The 19,243-nt window shown below is 70.3% G+C and carries 16 protein-coding genes; 12 read left to right on the forward strand and 4 right to left on the reverse strand.

Annotated features, from left to right (window positions below):
* The first annotated feature begins 97 nt into the window (after positions 1–97).
* Positions 98–2,233, forward strand: coding sequence for an MMPL family transporter (locus tag JOB34_RS14075; protein WP_208053265.1), 2,136 nt, complete (start codon positions 98–100; stop codon positions 2,231–2,233).
* Between the two features lie 91 nt (positions 2,234–2,324).
* On the opposite strand, the gene JOB34_RS14080 is transcribed toward JOB34_RS14075, so the two are convergent.
* Positions 2,325–2,894, reverse strand: coding sequence for a hypothetical protein (locus tag JOB34_RS14080; RefSeq protein WP_208053266.1), 570 nt, complete (start codon positions 2,892–2,894; stop codon positions 2,325–2,327).
* 37 nt (positions 2,895–2,931) lie between these two features.
* Complete coding sequence (gene soxR, locus JOB34_RS14085; RefSeq protein ID WP_208053267.1) at positions 2,932–3,420, reverse strand: redox-sensitive transcriptional activator SoxR; 489 nt, start codon at positions 3,418–3,420, stop codon at positions 2,932–2,934.
* Between the two features lie 64 nt (positions 3,421–3,484).
* Here soxR and JOB34_RS14090 point away from each other — a divergent pair, with 64 nt between their 5' ends.
* The 6 genes from JOB34_RS14090 to JOB34_RS14115 all read left to right on the forward strand — a co-directional run bounded on the left by JOB34_RS14090 (position 3,485) and on the right by JOB34_RS14115 (position 11,223).
* Complete coding sequence (locus JOB34_RS14090; protein WP_208053268.1) at positions 3,485–4,942, forward strand: MFS transporter; 1,458 nt, start codon at positions 3,485–3,487, stop codon at positions 4,940–4,942.
* 8 nt (positions 4,943–4,950) lie between these two features.
* Positions 4,951–6,840 (forward strand): translational GTPase TypA, encoded by a 1,890-nt coding sequence (gene typA / locus JOB34_RS14095; RefSeq protein ID WP_208053269.1) that lies wholly within the window; start codon positions 4,951–4,953, stop codon positions 6,838–6,840.
* Between the two features lie 6 nt (positions 6,841–6,846).
* Positions 6,847–7,713 (forward strand): PIG-L family deacetylase, encoded by an 867-nt coding sequence (locus JOB34_RS14100; RefSeq protein ID WP_208053270.1) that lies wholly within the window; start codon positions 6,847–6,849, stop codon positions 7,711–7,713.
* Positions 7,710–8,231 carry a flavin reductase family protein gene (locus JOB34_RS14105; RefSeq protein ID WP_179482348.1) on the forward strand — a complete coding sequence of 174 codons (522 nt, stop codon included), beginning with the start codon at positions 7,710–7,712 and terminating at the stop codon, positions 8,229–8,231. Before JOB34_RS14100 ends, JOB34_RS14105 begins: the two co-directional genes overlap by 4 nt.
* A complete protein-coding gene (locus JOB34_RS14110; RefSeq protein WP_208053271.1) occupies positions 8,228–9,907 on the forward strand; it encodes a VanW family protein in 1,680 nt (559 codons plus the stop codon). Before JOB34_RS14105 ends, JOB34_RS14110 begins: the two co-directional genes overlap by 4 nt.
* Before the next feature lie 92 nt (positions 9,908–9,999).
* Complete coding sequence (locus JOB34_RS14115) at positions 10,000–11,223, forward strand: MFS transporter (protein WP_208053272.1); 1,224 nt, start codon at positions 10,000–10,002, stop codon at positions 11,221–11,223.
* Positions 11,224–11,316: 93 nt separating this feature from the next.
* Here the strand turns inward: JOB34_RS14115 and JOB34_RS14120 are convergent, their stop codons facing one another.
* Both JOB34_RS14120 and JOB34_RS14125 read right to left on the reverse strand, forming a co-directional pair.
* Positions 11,317–12,261 carry a hypothetical protein gene (locus JOB34_RS14120; RefSeq protein WP_208053273.1) on the reverse strand — a complete coding sequence of 315 codons (945 nt, stop codon included), beginning with the start codon at positions 12,259–12,261 and terminating at the stop codon, positions 11,317–11,319.
* 128 nt (positions 12,262–12,389) lie between these two features.
* Positions 12,390–13,433 carry a GNAT family N-acetyltransferase gene (locus JOB34_RS14125; RefSeq protein WP_208053274.1) on the reverse strand — a complete coding sequence of 348 codons (1,044 nt, stop codon included), beginning with the start codon at positions 13,431–13,433 and terminating at the stop codon, positions 12,390–12,392.
* 81 nt (positions 13,434–13,514) lie between these two features.
* On the opposite strand from JOB34_RS14125, the gene fdxA reads away from it, so the two are divergent.
* From fdxA to JOB34_RS14150, 5 genes are all read left to right on the forward strand, one after another.
* Positions 13,515–13,841, forward strand: coding sequence for a ferredoxin (gene fdxA / locus JOB34_RS14130; protein WP_179482340.1), 327 nt, complete (start codon positions 13,515–13,517; stop codon positions 13,839–13,841).
* A 7-nt stretch (positions 13,842–13,848) separates the two neighbouring features.
* Positions 13,849–14,958, forward strand: a complete 1,110-nt coding sequence (gene dapC, locus JOB34_RS14135) for a succinyldiaminopimelate transaminase (RefSeq protein ID WP_347813871.1) — start codon at positions 13,849–13,851, stop codon at positions 14,956–14,958.
* A 152-nt stretch (positions 14,959–15,110) separates the two neighbouring features.
* Entirely contained in the window at positions 15,111–16,403 is a 1,293-nt protein-coding gene (locus tag JOB34_RS14140) for a citrate synthase (protein WP_179482337.1), read from the forward strand.
* 139 nt (positions 16,404–16,542) lie between these two features.
* Positions 16,543–17,772, forward strand: a complete 1,230-nt coding sequence (locus tag JOB34_RS14145; protein WP_208053275.1) for a DUF6350 family protein — start codon at positions 16,543–16,545, stop codon at positions 17,770–17,772.
* A gap of 72 nt (positions 17,773–17,844) precedes the next feature.
* Positions 17,845–19,203 carry a hypothetical protein gene (locus JOB34_RS14150; protein WP_208053276.1) on the forward strand — a complete coding sequence of 453 codons (1,359 nt, stop codon included), beginning with the start codon at positions 17,845–17,847 and terminating at the stop codon, positions 19,201–19,203.
* Positions 19,204–19,243: the final 40 nt, after the last annotated feature.

Raw genomic sequence — 19,243 nt, forward strand, 5'->3', positions numbered from 1 at the left:
ACCCAGCTACACCCCCGTGCGGGTGCTGGCTCTCCTGACGCCGCGCCCGTCCGGCGAAACCCTGTGACGACAACCCATTCCAATCACAGGAGGAGTCATGGCACGGATCGGTGCGGCCCAACGACTGGGCCGCTGGAGTGCGGGGCATCCGTGGCGCGCCGTCGGCGTCTGGGCGCTCATGGTGGTGGTGGCCGTGGGCCTCGGATCGGCCATCAGCACCCATCAGACCAAGGACGCCGACTACCGGGTGGGGCAGTCCGGCCGGGCAGCGGCGATGATCGCGGCGGCTGGTCTGGACGCGCCCGACCAGGAGTACGTGCTGATCGGGTCCGCGCGCGGCGCGCTTGACCGGCCGGTGGCGGAGCGGGCCGCGTCCGACGTACGCGCCCGGCTCGCGACCCAGCCCGTCGTCGCGTCCGTGGCGCCGCCGGTCCTGTCCAAGGACGGCACGGCGTTGCTCGTGGCGGCGACCGTCCGGGGCGGCCACGACGCCGACGTGGCCGGTATCGCGCAGGTCGCGAAGTCCGCCCGCACGGCCTACCCGGGCCTGCACATCGACGAGGCGGGGGACGTCTCGGTGAACAAGGCCGTGAACGACCGGGTCGGCAAGGATCTCGGCTCAGCAGAGCTCATCAGCCTGCCGATCACGCTGGTGATCATGGTGATCGTGTTCGCCGCACTGATCGCCGCGGGGCTTCCGGTCGTCCTGGCGATCACCAGCGTCTTCGCCACGATGGGTCTGATGGCCCCGATCTCGCTCTTCATCCCGATGGAGCCGACGGTCTCGAGCATGATCCTGCTCATCGGGATGGCGGTCGGCGTCGACTACTCGCTCTTCTACCTGAAGCGCGAACGCGCCGAACGCGACAAGGGCGCGACCCGTGCCGACGCGATCCGCATCGCGGGCGAGACGTCGGGTCACTCGATCGTGGTCTCGGGGCTGGCGGTCGCGATCAGCATGGGCGGTCTCTACGCGGCGCGCGACACGACGTTCGACAGCCTCGGGACCGGCGCCCTGCTGGTCGTGGTGATCGCGGTGCTGGGCTCGCTCACGGTGCTGCCCGCCATGTTGACGCTCCTCGGCAAGTGGGTGGACCGTCCACGGATCCCGTTGTGGTGGAGGGTTTCCCGCCGTATCCCGACCGGAGCCGCGAGCGGTCGGCTGTTGCGCCCGGTGCTACGCCGACCGGCAGCCGCGATGATCTGTGGGGGTGCCGTCATGGTCGCGCTCGCCGCGCCGGCCCTCGGGATGCACCTGCAGACCGACTCGCTGGACGCGTTGCCGCACAGCATCACGCAGGTGCGCACGATGCAGCAGATCCAGGCGAAGTATCCGAGCCACGGCAACCTGGCACGGGTCGTCGTGAGCGGCGCGGACGCAGGCAGCGCGGCGCAGGCCGTGGAACGCCGTGCCGCGGCCACCGGTGACTGGTCACCCGCCGGGGTCGTCGTCTCGGCCGACCGCCGTACGGCGGTGGCGACGGTCGCGACATCGGCCGCCCAGGGAAGCTCCCGGGCGGGCGAGCATGTCCTTCGGTTGCGGGAGACGGTGGTGCCGCAGGCGGTCCGTCCGACCGGTGCCACCTGGGCGGTCGGCGGTGATGTGGCGCAGTCCTACGACACGATCCGGCACGCGGACATCGCGTTGTGGCGGGTGCTGATCGTGGTGCTCGGGCTGGTGCTGGTGATGATGGGCGTCGTCTTCCGCAACGCGGTGCTGGCGGTGCTCACCACAGCGCTCAACTTGGTGTCGGTCGGCGCGGCGTTCGGTGTTGTGACGCTGGTCTTCCAGCACGGCTGGGGCGCAAGCCCGTTGGACTTCCACTCCACCGGCGGGATCATCACGTGGATCCCGACGTTCCTGCTCGCGGTGCTGACCGGCCTGTCGATGGACTACCACGTCTTCGTGCTGAGTCGGGTCCGCGAACACGTGCGGGCGGGGATGCCGGTCCGGATCGCCGTGCGCCTCGGCCTGGAACAGACAGCGGGCGTGGTCACCAGCGCCGCGGTGGTGATGGTGTCGGTCTTCTCGGTGTTCGCCTTCTCGGGGCTGGTGGAGATGAAGGAGATAGGCGTCGGGCTCTCGGTCGCGATCCTGGTGGACGCGACCATCGTGCGACTGGTGCTGCTGCCTGCCGCGCTGTGCCTGCTCGGCGAACGCGCCTGGAGCCGGGGCGACCGTCGCACTGGGCAGCGCGACCCGGCAGCCGCGACCCCGGTCCTCGTCCGCTGAGACCGCACGGAGACACGGGTGGGGGTTGTCCGTTCGTGGCCAGGGCTGCAGCCCTGGCCACGAACGCAAACCGTCAGCGTCGTCGGTCTCTTCAGACCTGCGGACCCTTGGCCCGCAGGTCGTCGACCGCCGTCATGGCCTCGCGCAGCTCAGCCAGCCACTCCTGGCTGTGCTCACCGACGAGTTTCACTGCCCAGGACAGGGCGTCCGCGCGGGAGCGGGCCACCCCGGCGTCCACCAGCGTGTCGAGCACGCGGCGTTCGTCCTGCCGCAGGCGCGTCATCACCGGAACGGCGATGTTGGTGAAGACGACCTCGGTGTCGCCGATCCGGGCTCCCCACGCGACCTTGCGCCGGTAGCGGGCCTGCGCCTCGTCCGCCAGGGCCATCCGCGCGCCCCGCGTCTCCTCCCGGAAGCGCGTGATCCGACCGGAGACGGCTGCTTCGGTGGCTGCAGCATCGGTGCCTTCGGGCAGGTCGGGGGCATCGATGTCACCGAGGACGACGATCTCGTCGCGGTCGACGGTGACGGTGGGGGCCCCGGTGTAGAGGTCGTTCGGCAGGCGGCCGGCGAACCAGCCGGCCGCGTCATCGGCGGACGGCAGGTCCGCCTGCTGCCAGCCGCCGGAGCGGCCGCGTCCACCGGTACGGGAGTGATTCATGGTGTCCTCCTCGGGTAGTGATTACTTGATTACATCATTACACCTTTGCAGACGCAGGGGAACCGTCCGCCCGGCGCAGGGCTACCGGCAGGAACGCCGCGCCGGGCGCGCGGGCGTCGGACGCGGCGGTGTCCTGCGGGTTGGACATCCGGCACGTCCCGAGGGACAGGCAGCCGCACCCGATGCAGGAGTCCAAGCCGTCGCGCAGCTTCTGCAGCGCTTCGATGCGCTCGTCGAGCCGGGTACGCCAGTGCCGTGAGATTCGTTGCCAATCGGCCTTGGTGGGGGTGCGGCCGCTCGGCAGCCGATCGAGCTCCTCGCGGATCTCCTCCAGGGAGCATCCGACGTTGCTCGCCGCCCGGATGAACGCGAGGCGGCGCAGCACCGAACGCCGGAAGCACCGTCGTCCGCCGGCATCGCGGGTGGATTGCAGCAGCCCCTCGGACTCGTAGTAGCGAACCGCCGAAGCGGCGAATCCGCTGCGCTCGGCGACCTGTCCGATGCTCAGTTCGTCGCGCGTGTCCATCGTGTCCCTCCGGTTCAGGCCACCCCTTGACTTCAAGTCGACTTTAACTAAGAACATGTGGTCTGTGACATCCGAGACGATCGACGAAGCGCCCGACGCCGCTCTCGCCACCGGCCTCTGGTCACGCGGCAGGCTGCCGGTCACCGCAGGCGGTCTGGCGATGGTGACGCTCGGCGCGTACGCCGACCGCGCCACCGGCACGGTGCTGCCCGCGGCCTCGACCCAGCTGCACGGCCTGGCACTCTTCGGCGCGGCCGGCGCGGCCCCGATGGTGGCCTACATCGCGGCGGTCGCGCTCTTCGGGGTGATCGTGGACCGCCGCGGCCCGTCCTGGCTGCTGCGCCGGTCCGCGGCGCTCTTCGCCGTCGGGCAGCTGGGCTCAGCGCTGGCCCCCACGATGCTGGTGCTGGTGGCCACGCGGTGGGTGTCCGGGGTGTCCGAGGCCGGGCTGGACATCGGCGTCACGGTGCTACTGGCGCAAGCCCTCCCGGAGGTGCTCCGTCCCAGGATGTTCGGTGCGATGGCCGTGGCGTGGGTGCTGCCCTCGGTCGTCGGACCTCCGGTGTCGGGTCTGATCGCGCAGTCCCTCGGCTGGCGCTGGGCCTTCACGGTCACCGCGCTGCTCCTGCTGCCCGCGTACGCGCTCGTCGCTCCCGCTCTGCGCGGCCCGGCACGGGGCTTGTCGGACTCGTCGGGCGCCTGGCCGGCCGACCGGAAACGTCTGGTGCGTGCGGGGGCGGGCTGCTCCCTGGTGGCCGCGGTCCTGGTCCTGGCTGGAGCCCTGCTCGGCGGCCCTGCGGAGTGGGTCGGTGCCGCGCTGATGCTCGCGTCTCTGCCCGCCCTGCTCGTCCTCACCCGGCGAGCCCTGCCGGCGGGCACGTTGCGCGCCGCACGCGGTATGCCGACGGTCGTGGCGTTGCGCGCGCTCACGAGCGCGGGGTTCGGGATGTCGGGGGGCTTCCTACCGCTCACGCTGACCCGCGTGCGCGGCTTCGGGCCGGCGACGACCGGCATCACGCTGACCATCACCGGCGTCTTCTGGGCCGCGGGGTCGTGGGTGCACGGCCGCGACAAGATCCAGGCCCGGACGTCACCGACCCTGCGGGTGCGCGCCGGTTTCGCCGCCATGACCGCCGGTCTCGCCGGCACGGTCGCGCTCGCGGCCCCCACGGTGCCGGTGGCGCTGCCCCTGATCGCCTGGGCCGTGGCCGGCCTGGGGATCGGCACCGTCGTGCCCGCTCTGTCCGTGGCCTCGCTGGCCCTCGCCCCGGTGCAGGAGCAGGGCCGCTACCAGTCCGCGATCTACCTGGCGTCCTCGCTCGCGGGCAGCGTCGTGACGGCGATCGGAGGCGCCTGGATTGCGGCGTACCGCGCGCAGTTGCGGCCTGCGACCTTCGTCACGCTGCTCAGCGTGCCCGTGCTGATGGCCCTTCTCGGGCTGCTGCTCGCCGGCAGGATCGGCGGTGGTCGTGGGCGGCCACCGACGATGTGTGGTCAGAAACGCCCCGTTTCCCTGAGATAATCGACATCATGCCCATGAAAACTCGGGACGACGTACGCAACGTCGCCATCGTCGCTCACGTCGACCACGGCAAGACCACGCTCGTGGACAAGATGCTCTGGCAGACGGGTGCGTTCAGCGATCGCCAGACCGTCGAGACCACCGGTGAGCGGGTGATGGACTCCGGCGACCTCGAGCGCGAGAAGGGCATCACGATCCTCGCGAAGAACACCGCGATCTCGTACGACGGTCCGGCCGCGGATGGCCACCCGGTCACGATCAACATCATCGACACCCCCGGTCACGCCGACTTCGGCGGCGAGGTCGAGCGCGGCCTGTCCATGGTCGACGGCGTCGTGCTGCTCGTCGACGCGTCCGAGGGGCCCCTGCCGCAGACCCGCTTCGTGCTGCGCAAGGCGCTGGCCGCGAAGATGCCGGTCATCCTGTGCATCAACAAGGTCGACCGCCCTGACAGCCGCATCGAGGAGGTCGAGGAGGAGACCTACGAGCTCTTCATGGACCTGCTCGACGACGCTGACGGCCACGCCGACCAGCTGGACTTCCCGGTGGTCTTCGCCTCCGCACGCGCCGGCATCGCCTCGCTGACCCGACCGGCCAACGGCGAGATGCCCGAGGGCAGCGACCTCGAGCCGCTCTTCGCCACGATCCTGAAGACCATCCCGGCACCGTCGTACGACGACGAGGCGCCCCTGCAGGCGCACGTCACCAACCTCGACTCCAGCAACTTCCTCGGCCGCCTCGCACTGCTGCGGGTGCGCAACGGCGTGATCCGCAAGGGCCAGCAGGCCATGTGGTGCCGTCACGACGGCACCCAGCAGCGCGTGAAGATCACCGAGCTGCTGATGACTGACGGTCTGGAGCGCAAGAGCGCCGATGAGGCCGGGCCGGGCGACATCATCGCCGTCGCGGGCATCCCCGAGATCACCATCGGCGAGACGCTGGCCGACCCCGAGAACCCGATCCCGCTGCCGCTCATCACCGTCGACGAGCCGGCCATCTCGATGACCATCGGCACCAACACCTCGCCGTTGGTCGGCAAGGTGCGTGGCAGCAAGGTCACCGCCCGGATGGTCAAGGACCGCCTCGACCGGGAGCTGATCGGCAACGTCTCGCTGCGTGTGCTCGCAACCGAGCGGCCCGACGCCTGGGAGGTGCAGGGCCGTGGTGAGCTGGCGCTGGCCATCCTGGTCGAGCAGATGCGCCGCGAGGGCTATGAGCTGACCGTCGGCAAGCCGCAGGTCGTCACCCGCGAGGTCGACGGCAAACTGCAGGAGCCGGTCGAGCGCCTGACGATCGACACCCCCGAGGAGTATCTCGGCCCGATCACGCAGATCCTGGCCTCTCGCAAGGGCCGCATGGAGCAGATGACCAACCACGGCACCGGCTGGATCCGGATGGAGTTCAAGGTGCCGTCGCGCGGGCTGATCGGCTTCCGCACCGAGTTCCTCACCGAGACCCGCGGCACCGGCATCGCCAACCACGTCTTCGACGGGTACGAGCCGTGGTTCGGCCAGATCATCACCCGTACGTCGGGCTCCCTGGTCTCGGACCGCTCGGGCTCCGTGACGTCGTTCGCGATGGTCAACCTGCAGGAGCGCGGCACTCTCTTCGTCGACCCCACCACCGAGGTCTACGAGGGCATGATCATCGGCGAGAACTCCCGGACCGACGACATGGACGTCAACATCACGAAAGAGAAGAAGCTCAGCAACGTACGAGCTTCGAGCGCCGACAACTTCGAGAAGATCTTCCCGCCGCGCAAGCTGTCGCTCGAGCAGAGCCTGGAGTTCTGCCGCGAGGACGAGTGCGTTGAGGTGACGCCGGAGTCGGTGCGCATCCGCAAGTTGATCCTCGACCAGAGCGAGCGCGGTCGCGCGCTGTCCCGGGCACGCCGCTAGGCCGCGATGGCACGCCTGCTCTTCGTGCACGCGCATCCCGACGACGAGACGCTCGCCAACGGGATCGCGATCGCGCACCACGTGCGCGAGGGACACGAGGTGCACGTGCTGACCGCGACCCTGGGCGAGGAGGGCGAGGTCATCCCGGCCGACCTCGCCCACCTGGAGTTGCCGGCGGGTCAGCCCCGTCCGGACGACGTCGCGGACCCGCTGGCCGACGTACGCCGGGGCGAGCTCGCGTGTGCGATGAAGACGCTCGGCGTCACATCGTCATGGTTCCTGCCCGGCGACTGGCGGGACTCGGGGATGGCGGGATCTCCGGCGTCCCGGCACCCGCGAGCGTTCGCTGCCGCGCCGGTCGAGATCGTGGGCGCAGCCGTGGCAGGCGTCGTACGCGAACTGGCACCGGACGTGGTCGTGACCTACGACGAGCACGGCGGGTACGCCCACCCCGATCACATCCAGGTGCACCGGGCGGTCGTCTCCGGGGTCGCTTCGTTGGCTGCCGGGGAACGCCCGCGTCTGTTCGCCACCCTCACCCCGCGATCGTGGGCGCAGGAAGACCGCCAGATGTGCCTCGAGTCCTACATCGAGGGCTGCACCACCCTCGGCCTGGGTGATCCGTTCCCGCCGTCGGTGGTCCCGGATGCGCAGGTGACCCATGAGGTGGTCGATCAGTCGTGCATCGAGACGCAGGCCGAGGCGCTGCGGTGCCATCGCACCCAGGTCACGGTCCACGACGGTCACTACTACGCCCTCTCCAACGACATCGTCGCCGTCCTCTCCGGCCGTGAGGGGTTCGCCGAGATCGATGCTGCGACAAGCGGACTCATCGCCGCGCAGGCGACGTCGCGACAGGGGTTGCCGGTATGACCGCCGAGCAGCCGGGCACCGGAGCGGTGCAGGGCGTCGACCCCGACTACTACCGCCGGGTGATCGGGCGACTGGTCACGGGCGTCACCGTCCTCACGACGTACGCCGGCGGCCTCGATCACGCGATGACCGCCAGCGCGGTCATGTCGGTGTCCCTCGACCCGGTGCTCGTGGTGGCCAGCGTCGAGCAGGAGGCGCGCTTCCACGACGCGATCATCGAGGCGGGTGTGTGGGGGATCAGCATCCTGCCGGCCAGCGCGCGCAGCACCGCGGCGTGGCTGGCGACCCGCGGGCGTCCGTTACACGATCAGCTCGACCGGGTGCCGCATACTCGTGGCGGGGCGACGGGGGTCGCCCTGGTGGACGACGCCCTGGCTCAGCTGGAGTGCCGCACGGTCGACGCGCACGCCGCCGGGGATCACACCCTGGTCGTCGGAGCGGTGGTCGCCATGCGGGACGCCGAGCGGCCGCAGGATGCCCTCACCTACTACCGAGGACGGTTTGGAGCACATCCGTGAGCGAGGGTTCGGGGCGATCCCGTAAGGGCTGGGGACTGGTCGGCGGGATCGGAGTGCTCGTCGTCGCGCTCGCGGCGTACGCCGGGGTCGCGGTCGTCCACACCGATTGGGTCCCGAGCGGTACCACCGTGGACGGAGTCGTCGTAGGGGGGCAGAGCAAGGCCGCCGCCGAGCAGCGCCTGGCCGCTCACGTCGCGGCCGCCGAGCGCAAGCCGGTCACGTTCACCGCCGCCGGCCGCACTCTGCAGATCACCCCGGCGAGCGCGGGCCTGAGCTACGGCCCCACCGGAGCCCTGAACGGCCTGACCGGTTTCACGCTGTCCCCCAGCGCACTGTGGAAGCGCTACACCGGCGGTCCCACCCGCCAGCTCAAGACCACCGTCGACAGGGCGAAGCTGCAAGCGGCGATCGCCGCCGCAAGCGCCTCCATCAAGGGTGCGCCGGCGCCGGGGACGGTGAAACTCCTGGGCGGCAAGGTCAAGGTCACCCACGCCCAGCCCGGTCGCGGGGTCGACGCCGCCTCGCTCGCCACCAGCATCGCGGCGGAGTGGCCTGGTCGGACGTCCTACACCGCCACGCTGACCCCGCAGTCGCCGGTGCTGACCGACAAGACCGTCGACGCGTTCGCCGCCGGACCCGCCACTGCGGCGCTCTCCGGTCCGGTGACCCTCGTCAACGGCTCGCAGCAGGTGAGCATCACCCCGGCCCAGCTGTCCGAGGTGCTGAAGACGGTGCCGAGCGGCAACTCGCTGAAACTGGCGATCATCCCGTCCGCGATGGCCACCCTGATGAGCACGCTCGGCGCTCAGCTGGCGACACCCGCGCGCAACGCCAAGGTCGAGATGAACGACATCGTGCCGACCAAGAAGGTCATCGCGGGCGAGAACGGCACCGCCGTCGATCCGGTCAAGACCGGTGCCGCGCTGATCGCGGCGCTGCAGGCCGGCCGACGTACCGTCACCGCCTCGGTCGTCCCGCAGAAGGGCGTCACGGTCGACCCGTCGCAGATCAGCACCACCGTGATCAGCGAGTTCCGGTCGCGCTACCCGCTCGGCGCGCAGAACGCCGCCCGCACGATCAATATCAAGAACGGTCTCTCCAAGCTCAACGGCACCTACGTCGCGCCCGGCGAGCAGTTCAGCCTGCTGGCCGCCCTGTCGCCAATCACGAAGGCCAACGGCTACGTCGACGCGCCGGTGCTGCAGGACGGTCGCGACGTGCTCGGCACCGGCGGCGGGCTGTCACAGGTGTCGACCACGATGTACAACGCGACCTTCTTCGCGGGAGTGCAGGAGGACACCCACCAGGCGCACTCCTACTGGATCTCGCGCTACCCGATGGGCCGCGAGGCCACGTTGTCGGTGCCGACCATCGACAACAAGTGGACCAACGACACCGGTCACGGCATCGTCATCGAGGCGCGCACCGAGTCCAACTACTCGGTGATGCGCCTCTACGGCACGGCAGTCTTCTCCGTCACGAGCACCACCGGGCCGCAGTTCGCGATCAAGAAGGCCGGAGTGCAGCACATCACGACGCCCGGTTGCCTCCCGCAGCCGGCGGTGCCCGGTTTCAAGGTCACCGTGACCCGGGTGGTCAAGCGAGGCGGCAAGGTCGTCAAGAACGAGTCGCTCACCACGACCTACCAGCCGGCGGACCTGGTCGTCTGCGGCTGAGAGCGCCCGTCCACCTCGCACCTGCGGAACACATCGGCAGTCGAAGTGGTTGCGCAAGGCGATGACCCACCCCGATCGCCAGGAGCAGCGCCGTGCCCACAGCCGTACCCGCTGAGAAGACCGCCTCGAGCGGCTCGCAGCTGTCCCGGCCGCTGGTGCTGTTGATGGCGGTGGCTGCGGGGGTCTCCGCGGCCAACCTCTACTACAGCCAGCCGCTGCTCGATCTGATCGGGAGCGACCTGCACATCTCCTCCTCCGCCACGGGGGTCCTCGTCACCGTCACCCAGCTCGGGTACGCCGTCGGCCTGCTGTTCGTGCTGCCCCTCGGGGATCTGCTGGAGCGGCGCCGTCTCATCGTCGGGATGACGCTGGCGACCGCGGTGGCGCTGGTGCTCACCGCGTTCGCCCAGAACGAGATCTGGCTGCTGTCGATGCTGCTCGTGGTGGGGCTGTTGTCGGTCGTGGCCCAGGTGGTGGTGCCGCTGGCGGCCGCGCTGGCGTCCGACGACGACCGCGGATCGGTGGTCGGCACGGTCATGAGCGGGCTGCTGATCGGGATCCTCCTGGCACGGACCCTCGCGGGACTGCTGGCCGAGGTCGGCGGATGGCGCTCCGTCTACCTCGTCGCCGCCGGCCTGGTGCTGGTCCTCGCCCTCGGACTCTGGCGCGGGCTCCCGCACAGCCCGCCAACCGTGCGCACGTCGTACGCCGGTCTGCTCGGGTCGGTCCTACGGCTGGTGCGGACCGAGCCGGTCCTGCGACGCAGGATGCTCTACGGGGCGCTCGCGTTCGCGCAGTTCAGCATGTTGTGGACCGCGATCACCGGGCTGCTGTCCGGCGGTCCCTACCACTACACGGAGGCGGTCATCGGCCTCTTCGGTCTGGCGGGGGTCGCCGGGGCGCTCGCCGCGCCCCTCGTCGGCAAGCTGGCCGACGGAGGGCGCCAGATCTACGCGGCGGTGGGATCGGGTTTGATCCTCGTCCTGTCCTGGGGCCTGCTGGCCACCGGGAAGGCGTCACTCCTCGCGCTGCTCGCCGGTGTGGTCCTGCTGGACCTGGCCAGCCAGTCGCTGCAGGTGACGAACCAGAGCGCCATCTACACCCTCGACAGCGACGCCCGGGCGCGGGTGAACGCGGCATACATGACCGCGTACTTCCTGGGCGGCGCGGTGGGCTCGTGGGTGGCGACGAGGGTTGCAGCCACCTACCACTGGTCGGGCGTGTGCGTGCTCGGCGCGGCTCTCGGCGTGGTGCTGCTGGTGGCGGTCGTCGTGGGGGAGTTCTCCCTGCGCCGCCTCACCCCCCGCACCACCTGACACCCGCCGCGCCCTCCCGCGAGACGACCCTGACGCAGGTAGAGCCGACAGCCACAGGACGACCTGTTGCTCTCGGGCCTACCTGTGCCAGGGTCAGCTGTCCCGAAGGTCGTACCGGTGCCACGTGTCGGGCCCGTTCGTCGAGCGGATACCCGCGTCTGCCAGTACGCGGGCCATCGGGCGCGTCCGGAGTGCGTCGTCCCACGTCCAACGGACCACTCGGGTGTGCCGACGGATGCGGTCCTCGCGTCGCTTCTCTCGCCACACCGTGTCCTCGGCGGCCTGACCGTCCATCTGGTCCGCGCGGTACTTGACCCTGCCGTCGAACTCGCCGACGACGCCGTCCCAGCCGAAGTCCGCCCGCCCGTATGCGCCGCGTTCGTCGTGCAGCGGCACCTGCAAGTCGGGTTGCGGCAGTCCCAGCTCCCACATGCGAGCGCGGCTGAGGGATTCCCCGGGTGACTCCGAGCGAGCGTCCGCGAGCCGTACGACCGTGGACGCGGCGCCCGTCCCGCGGGCGCGCAGCGGGATAGCGGCCACCTCCCGATCGAGGTCGGCGGTGGTACACAACCCGGCGCGCAGGGCAGCGTCCGCAGCGGTCAGCGCAGAGACGAACTCGCTGCTGCGGGCGATGTCGACGACGGTCCGGGCGGGCGACGTGACCTCGATGCCGTCGACCGTCTGCGATTCGGGTAGGCGTACCACTCGACGACGCACGATGCGACCGGTCGACCCGGAGCCGCGGGACGTGACGAGCTCCTCCACGGTCTCGGGCCAGGCACCGATGATGGGCAGCCCCCACACGACGGCGGCCGAGAGCCCGCACAGGATCGGCGCGGTGCGCTGCAGCGCCAGGGTCGCGAGCACGAGCATGCGGTACCGCTCGGCATCCTGCAGGTCGTTCCACCGCTCGGCGGACGCATAGACACCGCGTCGTACTCGCGCGATCCGGGGCTCGGACTTGGTGACCTCGACGGCGGGGCGGATGCCGCGTCGGCGCAGGTACGGGGCATGGAGCAGGTACTCGGCGTCGTCCATCTGCTCACGGTGCCACCATCGCTGCGGCCGGCTGGAGTTATCCACAGAAGCGACCTCGCGCCGACGGACCCTGACACACCTAGGGCCGAGGGCCACAGGACGACCTGTGGCTGGCGGCTCCAACTGTGTCAGGGTCGCGGGGCGCGGAGGTAGTAGTACTCGTGGTGGATCGCGAAGCCGAGCGACTCGTAGAGCCGCACCGCTGCTGTGTTGTCCTGCGAGACCTGCAGGTACATCGAGCGGATGCCGCGCGCCCGTGCCTCGCGCGCAGCCAGCGTCATCACCTGGCGGCCCAGGCCGCGGCGCCGGTACGCCGGCGGCACGTGCACCGAGAGCACCCCGGCCCACGCGTGCGCGAAGGCCGCGCGCCCGACCGCGACCACCTCGCCGGCCGTGACCTCGGGACGGCCGGCATCCGCACCGTCCGAGACCTCGGGACGGGTGGCATCCGCGCGGAGCGTGAGGTACGCGGCGTCCGGGATCTGGTCGAAGATCGCCGTCGCCGTGGCGCGGTGCTCCTGCTCGCGCGGTGCCGCGCCGGACCACCAGGCGTCGTCCGGCCGGTCCGCGACCGTCTCCGTCGGGAACCCGCCGCCGGAGGCCAGCGCGTCCACCGACGCCGTCATCACCAGAGTGCGCTGGAACGCCGTCCACCCGGCGTCGATCGCCGCGCCGCCGACCGCGTCGTCGGCGACAGAAAAGCCCGACGGGCCGTAGACCTGCAGCAGCGGCACTGCGCCGCAGTCGGCGTACCAGGAGGCGACGAAGGCAAGGGCATCGGACAACGGCACACCCGGATCACCCAGCGGCAGAACGGAGTTGGCGCGACCGGTGTAGCCCGACGCCTCCCGCAGCAACCACCGGCCGAGCCACTCCGAGCGCAGCGGTGGCATCCCCGCCACCATCAGCTCCTGCAGATCCGCCATCGACGGCGCCAGATGCGGCGCGCCCCGGCGTACGGCGGCAGGGGGCACCTCCTTGGCCGCGACCACGTCGACGCGCGCGACCGTGACGCGCCCGCGCCGGGTCTGTACGACGAGCGTCGTGTCGTCCGCGGACACCAGCGGACCCAGCGCATCGGTCAGCCCGCCGTCGAGCCGGTGCCGCAACACCACCCGCATCCCCACCGTCAGGGTGCGGGTGAGGTCAGGCTGGTTGGGAGGCTCAGGCATCGGGCCGTCATACTAAGTCGAGCCGAAGGACGCGCTCGATGGCGTCCGCGCCCCACCACATGCAGGAAGGGTCTGCCCGCAATGACCTACGTGATCGCTCAGCCGTGTGTCGACCTGAAGGACAAGGCGTGCATCGAAGAGTGTCCCGTCGACTGCATCTACGAGGGTGAACGCTCGCTCTACATCCACCCGGACGAGTGCGTCGACTGCGGTGCGTGCGAGCCGGTCTGCCCCGTCGAGGCCATCTACTACGAGGACGACGTCCCCGAGCAGTGGGCCGACTACTACAAGGCCAACGTCGAGTTCTTCGACGACCTCGGCAGCCCCGGCGGCGCGGCCAAGATGGGCATGATCAACAAGGACCACCCGGTCATCGCCGATCTGCCGATCCAAGAGCACGACGAGTAAGAAACCCGTGAGCATCGCCTCGCTGCCCGATTTCCCCTGGGACTCGCTCGCGCAGGCCAAGGCCACGGCGTCCGCCCACCCCGGCGGCGTGGTGGACCTGTCGGTCGGTACCCCGGTCGACCCCACCCCGGAGCCGGTGCAGCAGGCGCTGCGCGACGCGGCGGACGCACCCGGCTACCCGCAGGTCTGGGGCACCCCCGACCTGCGGGAGGCCGTGGCGGCGTGGTTCGCCGCCCGCCGGCACGCCACCGGCGTCGATCCGGACGGGGTGCTGCCGACCATCGGCAGCAAGGAGTTCGTCGCCTGGCTCCCGACCCTGCTGGGCCTGGGCGCGGGTGACGTGGTCGGCATCCCGCGGATCGCCTACCCGACGTACGACGTGGGCGCGCGCCTCGCCGGCGCCACCCCGGTCGCCTCGGACAGCACCCTGACGTTCGGCCCGAAGCCTCCGAAACTGCTGTGGCTCAACACCCCTGGCAACCCCGACGGTCGGGTGCTGCCCATCGAGCACCTGGCGAAGGTGGTCGCCTGGGCGCGCGAGCACGACGTGGTGGTGGCCAGCGACGAGTGCTACGCCGAGCTGGACTGGCGCGAGGACGCCGAGGGGCCGACGACCCCGAGCATCCTCGACGACCGGGTGTGTGGCGGAGATCACTCCGGGCTGCTGGCGGTGTATTCGCTGTCCAAACAGAGCAATCTGGCGGGCTACCGGGCCGCGTTCGCGGCCGGCGACCCCCGCCTCGTCGACCGTCTGGTGCAGGTGCGCAAGCACGCCGGGATGATCGTGCCGTGGCCGATCCAGCGGGGCCTGATCGCGGGTCTGACTGCCCACGACGCGGTCGCCGCGCAGAAGCGGGTGTACGCCGCGCGGCGGACCTCGCTGCGTACCGCGCTGGAGGGCGCAGGGTGGCGAATCGACAACTCTGAAGCGGGTCTTTACCTCTGGGCCACGCAGGACCGGCCGTGCCGCGAAAGCATCGACAGCCTCGCGGAACGGGGGGTCCTCGCGGCTCCCGGCGACTTCTACGGCGCTGCGGGGGAGCGGCACGTGCGGATCGCGCTCACCGCCACGGATGAGCGGATCGCCGCCGCGGTGCAGCGCTTGACCACCGGTTGACAGGGCCACAAACAACGCGCTTTTTGCGGCTGGGGGTCGGTCCGGGGGTGTTCCCGACCTGGGGTACCGTCCAAGATGCCTCAATTTCGGGTGCGTTCGACGCGCCCAGACGCGCGCAGCACGCGCCCAGGAACAACAAGGACGGATGGCACATGACGGATCAGGGCACGGCCACTTTCTCGGCCGGCGACACCAAGCTGGACTTCAAGCTCGTCCCGGCCAAAGAAGGCAGCTCCGGATACGACATCGCCGCTCTGTTGAAGGAGACCGGCAACGTCACGCTCGACGTCGGCTTCGTCAACACCGCGTCCTGCCAGTCCGAGATCACCTACATCGACGGTGACGCGGGCATCCTGCGCTACCGCGGCTACCCCATCGACGAGCTCGCGGAGAAGTCGACCTTCATCGAGGTCTCCTACCTGCTCATCTACGGCGAGCTGCCGACCGCCGAGCAGCTGGACGCGTTCCGCTCCCGCATCTCCCGGCACACGATGCTGCACGAGGACCTCAAGGACCTCCTCGCGGCGTTCCCGCGCGACGCGCACCCGATGTCGGTGCTGTCGGCCGCGGTCTCCGCGCTCGGCACCTTCTACCAGGACAGCCTCTCCATCAAGGACCCCGACCAGATCGAGCTGTCGACGATCCGCCTGATGGCCAAGTTGCCGACGATCGCGGCGTACGCGCACAAGAAGAGCCAGGGCCAGCCGCTGCTCTACCCGGACAACAGCCTCAACCTGGTCGAGAACTTCCTGCGCATGACGTTCGGCTTCCCCGCCGAGCCGTACGACGTGGACCCCACCATCGCCAAGGCGCTGGACATGCTCTTCATCCTGCACGCCGACCACGAGCAGAACTGCTCCACCTCCACGGTGCGACTGGTCGGTTCGGCGCAGGCGCACTTGTTCGCCTCCATCTCGGCCGGCATCCACGCGCTGTCCGGTCCGCTGCACGGCGGCGCGAACTCGGCCGTCCTGGAGATGCTGGGCGAGATCCACGAGAGCGGCGACGACGTCGAGACCTTCATGAACAAGGTCAAGAACAAGGAAGACGGCGTGAAGCTCATGGGCTTCGGGCACCGCGTCTACAAGAACTACGACCCGCGCGCCGCGATCGCCAAGAAGTTCGCGCACGAGGTCATGGAGAAGATGGGCGTCGACGACCCGCTGCTCGACATCGCCATCCGCCTCGAGGAGATCGCCCTCAAGGACGACTACTTCGTGTCGCGCAAGCTCTACCCGAACGTCGACTTCTACACCGGCCTGATCTACAAGGCCATGGGCTTCCCGACCGAGATGTTCACGGTGCTCTTCGCCATCGGTCGCCTGCCGGGCTGGATCGCCCAGTGGCGCGAGATGATCGAGGACCCGGCCACCAAGATCGGCCGCCCGCGCCAGATCTACGTCGGCGAGACCGAGCGTCACTTCACCGAGATGGACGCCCGCTAACCACAACGATTTTCAGACGGAACGAGCGACGCAGGGTCACCTGCGTCGCTCGTTCCATGTCCGGGCTCCTCCGCGTCCCTGGGGACCGTCGGCGCGCCGCACCCATCCGACGCCCGCGAGCGGCGAGCATAGGGCCACCATGAGTGTGCTCCAACGCGATCGCAACGTCACCGTCCTGCGCCCGGCAGGCCGTTTCAACCGCCGCCTCGGCGGTCTGGCCCTGGTGTACGGCGCGGTCGGGGCCGTCGCGCTCGCGCTCGTGCTCCTCGTCCCCTCGCTCGTCGCCTGGACCGCCGACTCGCGCAGCAGCGTGAGCTGGCTGGACGCGATGTCCTTCGCCGGCGACGGGTGGGTCCTGGCCCATCACGGGTCGCTGCGCGCACCGGCCGGCAGCGTCACGCACGTGGTCACGTTCGCCCCCCTGATCTTCACCGCGCTCGCGCTCTGGTGCGCCCGCGCCGGTGCCAAGGCCCTTCTGCGCGAGGTCGAGCACGAGGGGCGCGACGCCGGTCGCTGGTGGCACCCCGTGGCCCTCTTCATCGGCGGATATTTGATCGCCGGTCTGCTACTGGCCGTGCTCGGCGCGACCGGCACTGCGACACCCCGTTTCCTCACCGTCATCCCAGGCGCCATCGTGGTGGCTGCGGCCGGCTTCGGCTGGGCCCTGCGAGCCGAGCCCGACGCCCCGGCGTACGCCGTGTGCGCGGACTGGTGGGAGCGGGTGCCGGACGGCGTACGCCGTGGTGTGCGCCCCGCGTGCGAGGCCGCACTCGCCCTCTTCGCGGTCGCCACCCTGGTGCTCGTGCTCCTCGTCGCGACCCACACGTCGCGGATCGGCCAGGTCAACGGGCTGCTCGGCCCGGGCGCGGTCGGCACCGTGATCCTGGCGCTGGCGCAGCTGGCCAGCGTGCCGAACATGGTCGTGCTCATCACCGGGTGGACCAGTGGCGCGAGCGTCCACGTCGGCACCGCCACCGTCTCAGCCGGTGCCGTGCACACCGGTCTGCTGCCCAGCATCCCGGTGCTGGGTGCGATCCCCGACCCCGGCGCGTTCCCGGTGTACCTGCGGGTGGTGCCGCTCGTCGTCGTCCTGGCCGGTGGTTACGCGGGGGCCCGCGCCGCCGGGGCGCTCAGCACCCTGTCGGGTCTGCGCACCAAGCTGACAGCCGCGGCGAGCGCCGCCGGCCTGCTGACGGTGGGGATGTCGCTGCTCGCCTGGATCGCCGGGGCGCACGTCAGCGGTGCGCCGCTGGCCCGCGCGCAGGTGGGCCTGGTCGTCCTGCCCCTCTTCGCGCTCGAGTTCGTGGTCGGAGCGCTCGTCGCGGCCGCCGCACTGCACTACATCAGGGTGCGCCGCTCGCACGTCTGAGGTCGCCGTAGGCCCCATCACTCCCGCGTCGCGACCGGTCGGACGGGCCCACCGGATCGGTAGGATCTCTTCGTGCGACACCTCGGCTCCCGCAAACCCACGGCTGCGCAGGTCGTCCAGTTCGCGCTCGTCGCGATCCTCTTCCTCATCGCACTGGGGGTGCGCTGGAGTCTGCGGGGGTTCGTCTCGCACGATCTGCGCCACGACAAGCTGTCGCTGCTCGCGTGGGCCGACTATCTGCGAGTGCACGGGTTCTCAGGGCTCGGTGACAACTTCGCGGTCTACAACCCGCCCTTCCTCTACGTGCTGTGGGCGGTCAGTCACACCGGCCAACACATGGTGCTGGCGGTCAAGGCCGTCTCGTTCTTCTTCGACGTCGTCCTCGCCGTGGGAGTCGCGGCGCTGACCCGACGGCTGCGCCCCGACCGCGGGTGGTGGATCCCGGCGGTCATCGGCGTCGCCTCGCTCTATCTGCCCGTCGTCTTCCTCAACTCGGGCATGTGGGGGCAGAGCGACTCGATCTACGGCGCCGCGATCGTGTGGGCCCTCTGGGCGATGGTGGCCGACCGGCACCTGCTCACGTGGTCGATCTTCGCGTTCGGGTTCGCCTTCAAGGCGCAGATCGCCTTCGCCGCACCCGCCCTGGTCGCATGGTGGGTGTGCGCGCTGGTCACCTCGATCGACGTACGCCGCGTCGTCCCGTGGCGCGCGCTGCTCGCCCCGCTGGTGCTGCCGGTGATCTTCTTCATCGGACTGGTCCCGGCATGGATCGCCGGCCGTCCGATGGGGGACCTGCTACGGATCTACATCGACCAGGCCAACCTGGAGCCCTACCTCAACATGGGCGCGCCGAACATGTGGAACTTCTTCACCAACGACCGCTTCGAGATGATGAAGCACGTCGGGATCCTGCTGGGCCTGGGTGCCGCCGTCGCGGTGATCGCGATCGGCCTACGCGTGCAGACGACGCCCGGGCGCACACCCGGGCAGACAGCGCGGTTCTGGGCGCAGCTGACGATGTTGTCGACCCTGTGGGTGCCGTTCGTGCTGCCGATGATGCACGATCGGTACTTCTACATGGCGAGCGTGCTGATGCTCGTGGTGGCCTCGGTGAGCCGGCCGGTCGTCGCCGCAGCCGTGGTGCTGAGCCAGCTCGTGCAGATGGTCACCTATCTGTCCTACCTGGAGAAGTCGCACCCCTTCCCGCCGCCGGTCCTCAGTCTCGGGATGCTGCTGGCCGTCGTCGCCGTCAGCTGGGAGGCCTACCGGCAGTTCACGGCGGACACGGCGGACACGGTGGACACGGTCGATGCGGCAGACGGCGGTGCCGTCGCGGACGTCCACCGGGGCGCGCGCACGATCGACCCGATGCGCGCCGAGCCGCAGGAGCATCACATCTCCTCGCCGGCCACCAGCGGATCCCCCCGCTGACGCGCGGGTCGGGAGGCCCGCACGCCACCCGGTAGCCTGC

This window comes from Allobranchiibius sp. GilTou38, from assembly GCF_017565325.1.
Lineage (GTDB): Bacteria > Actinomycetota > Actinomycetes > Actinomycetales > Dermatophilaceae > Allobranchiibius > Allobranchiibius huperziae.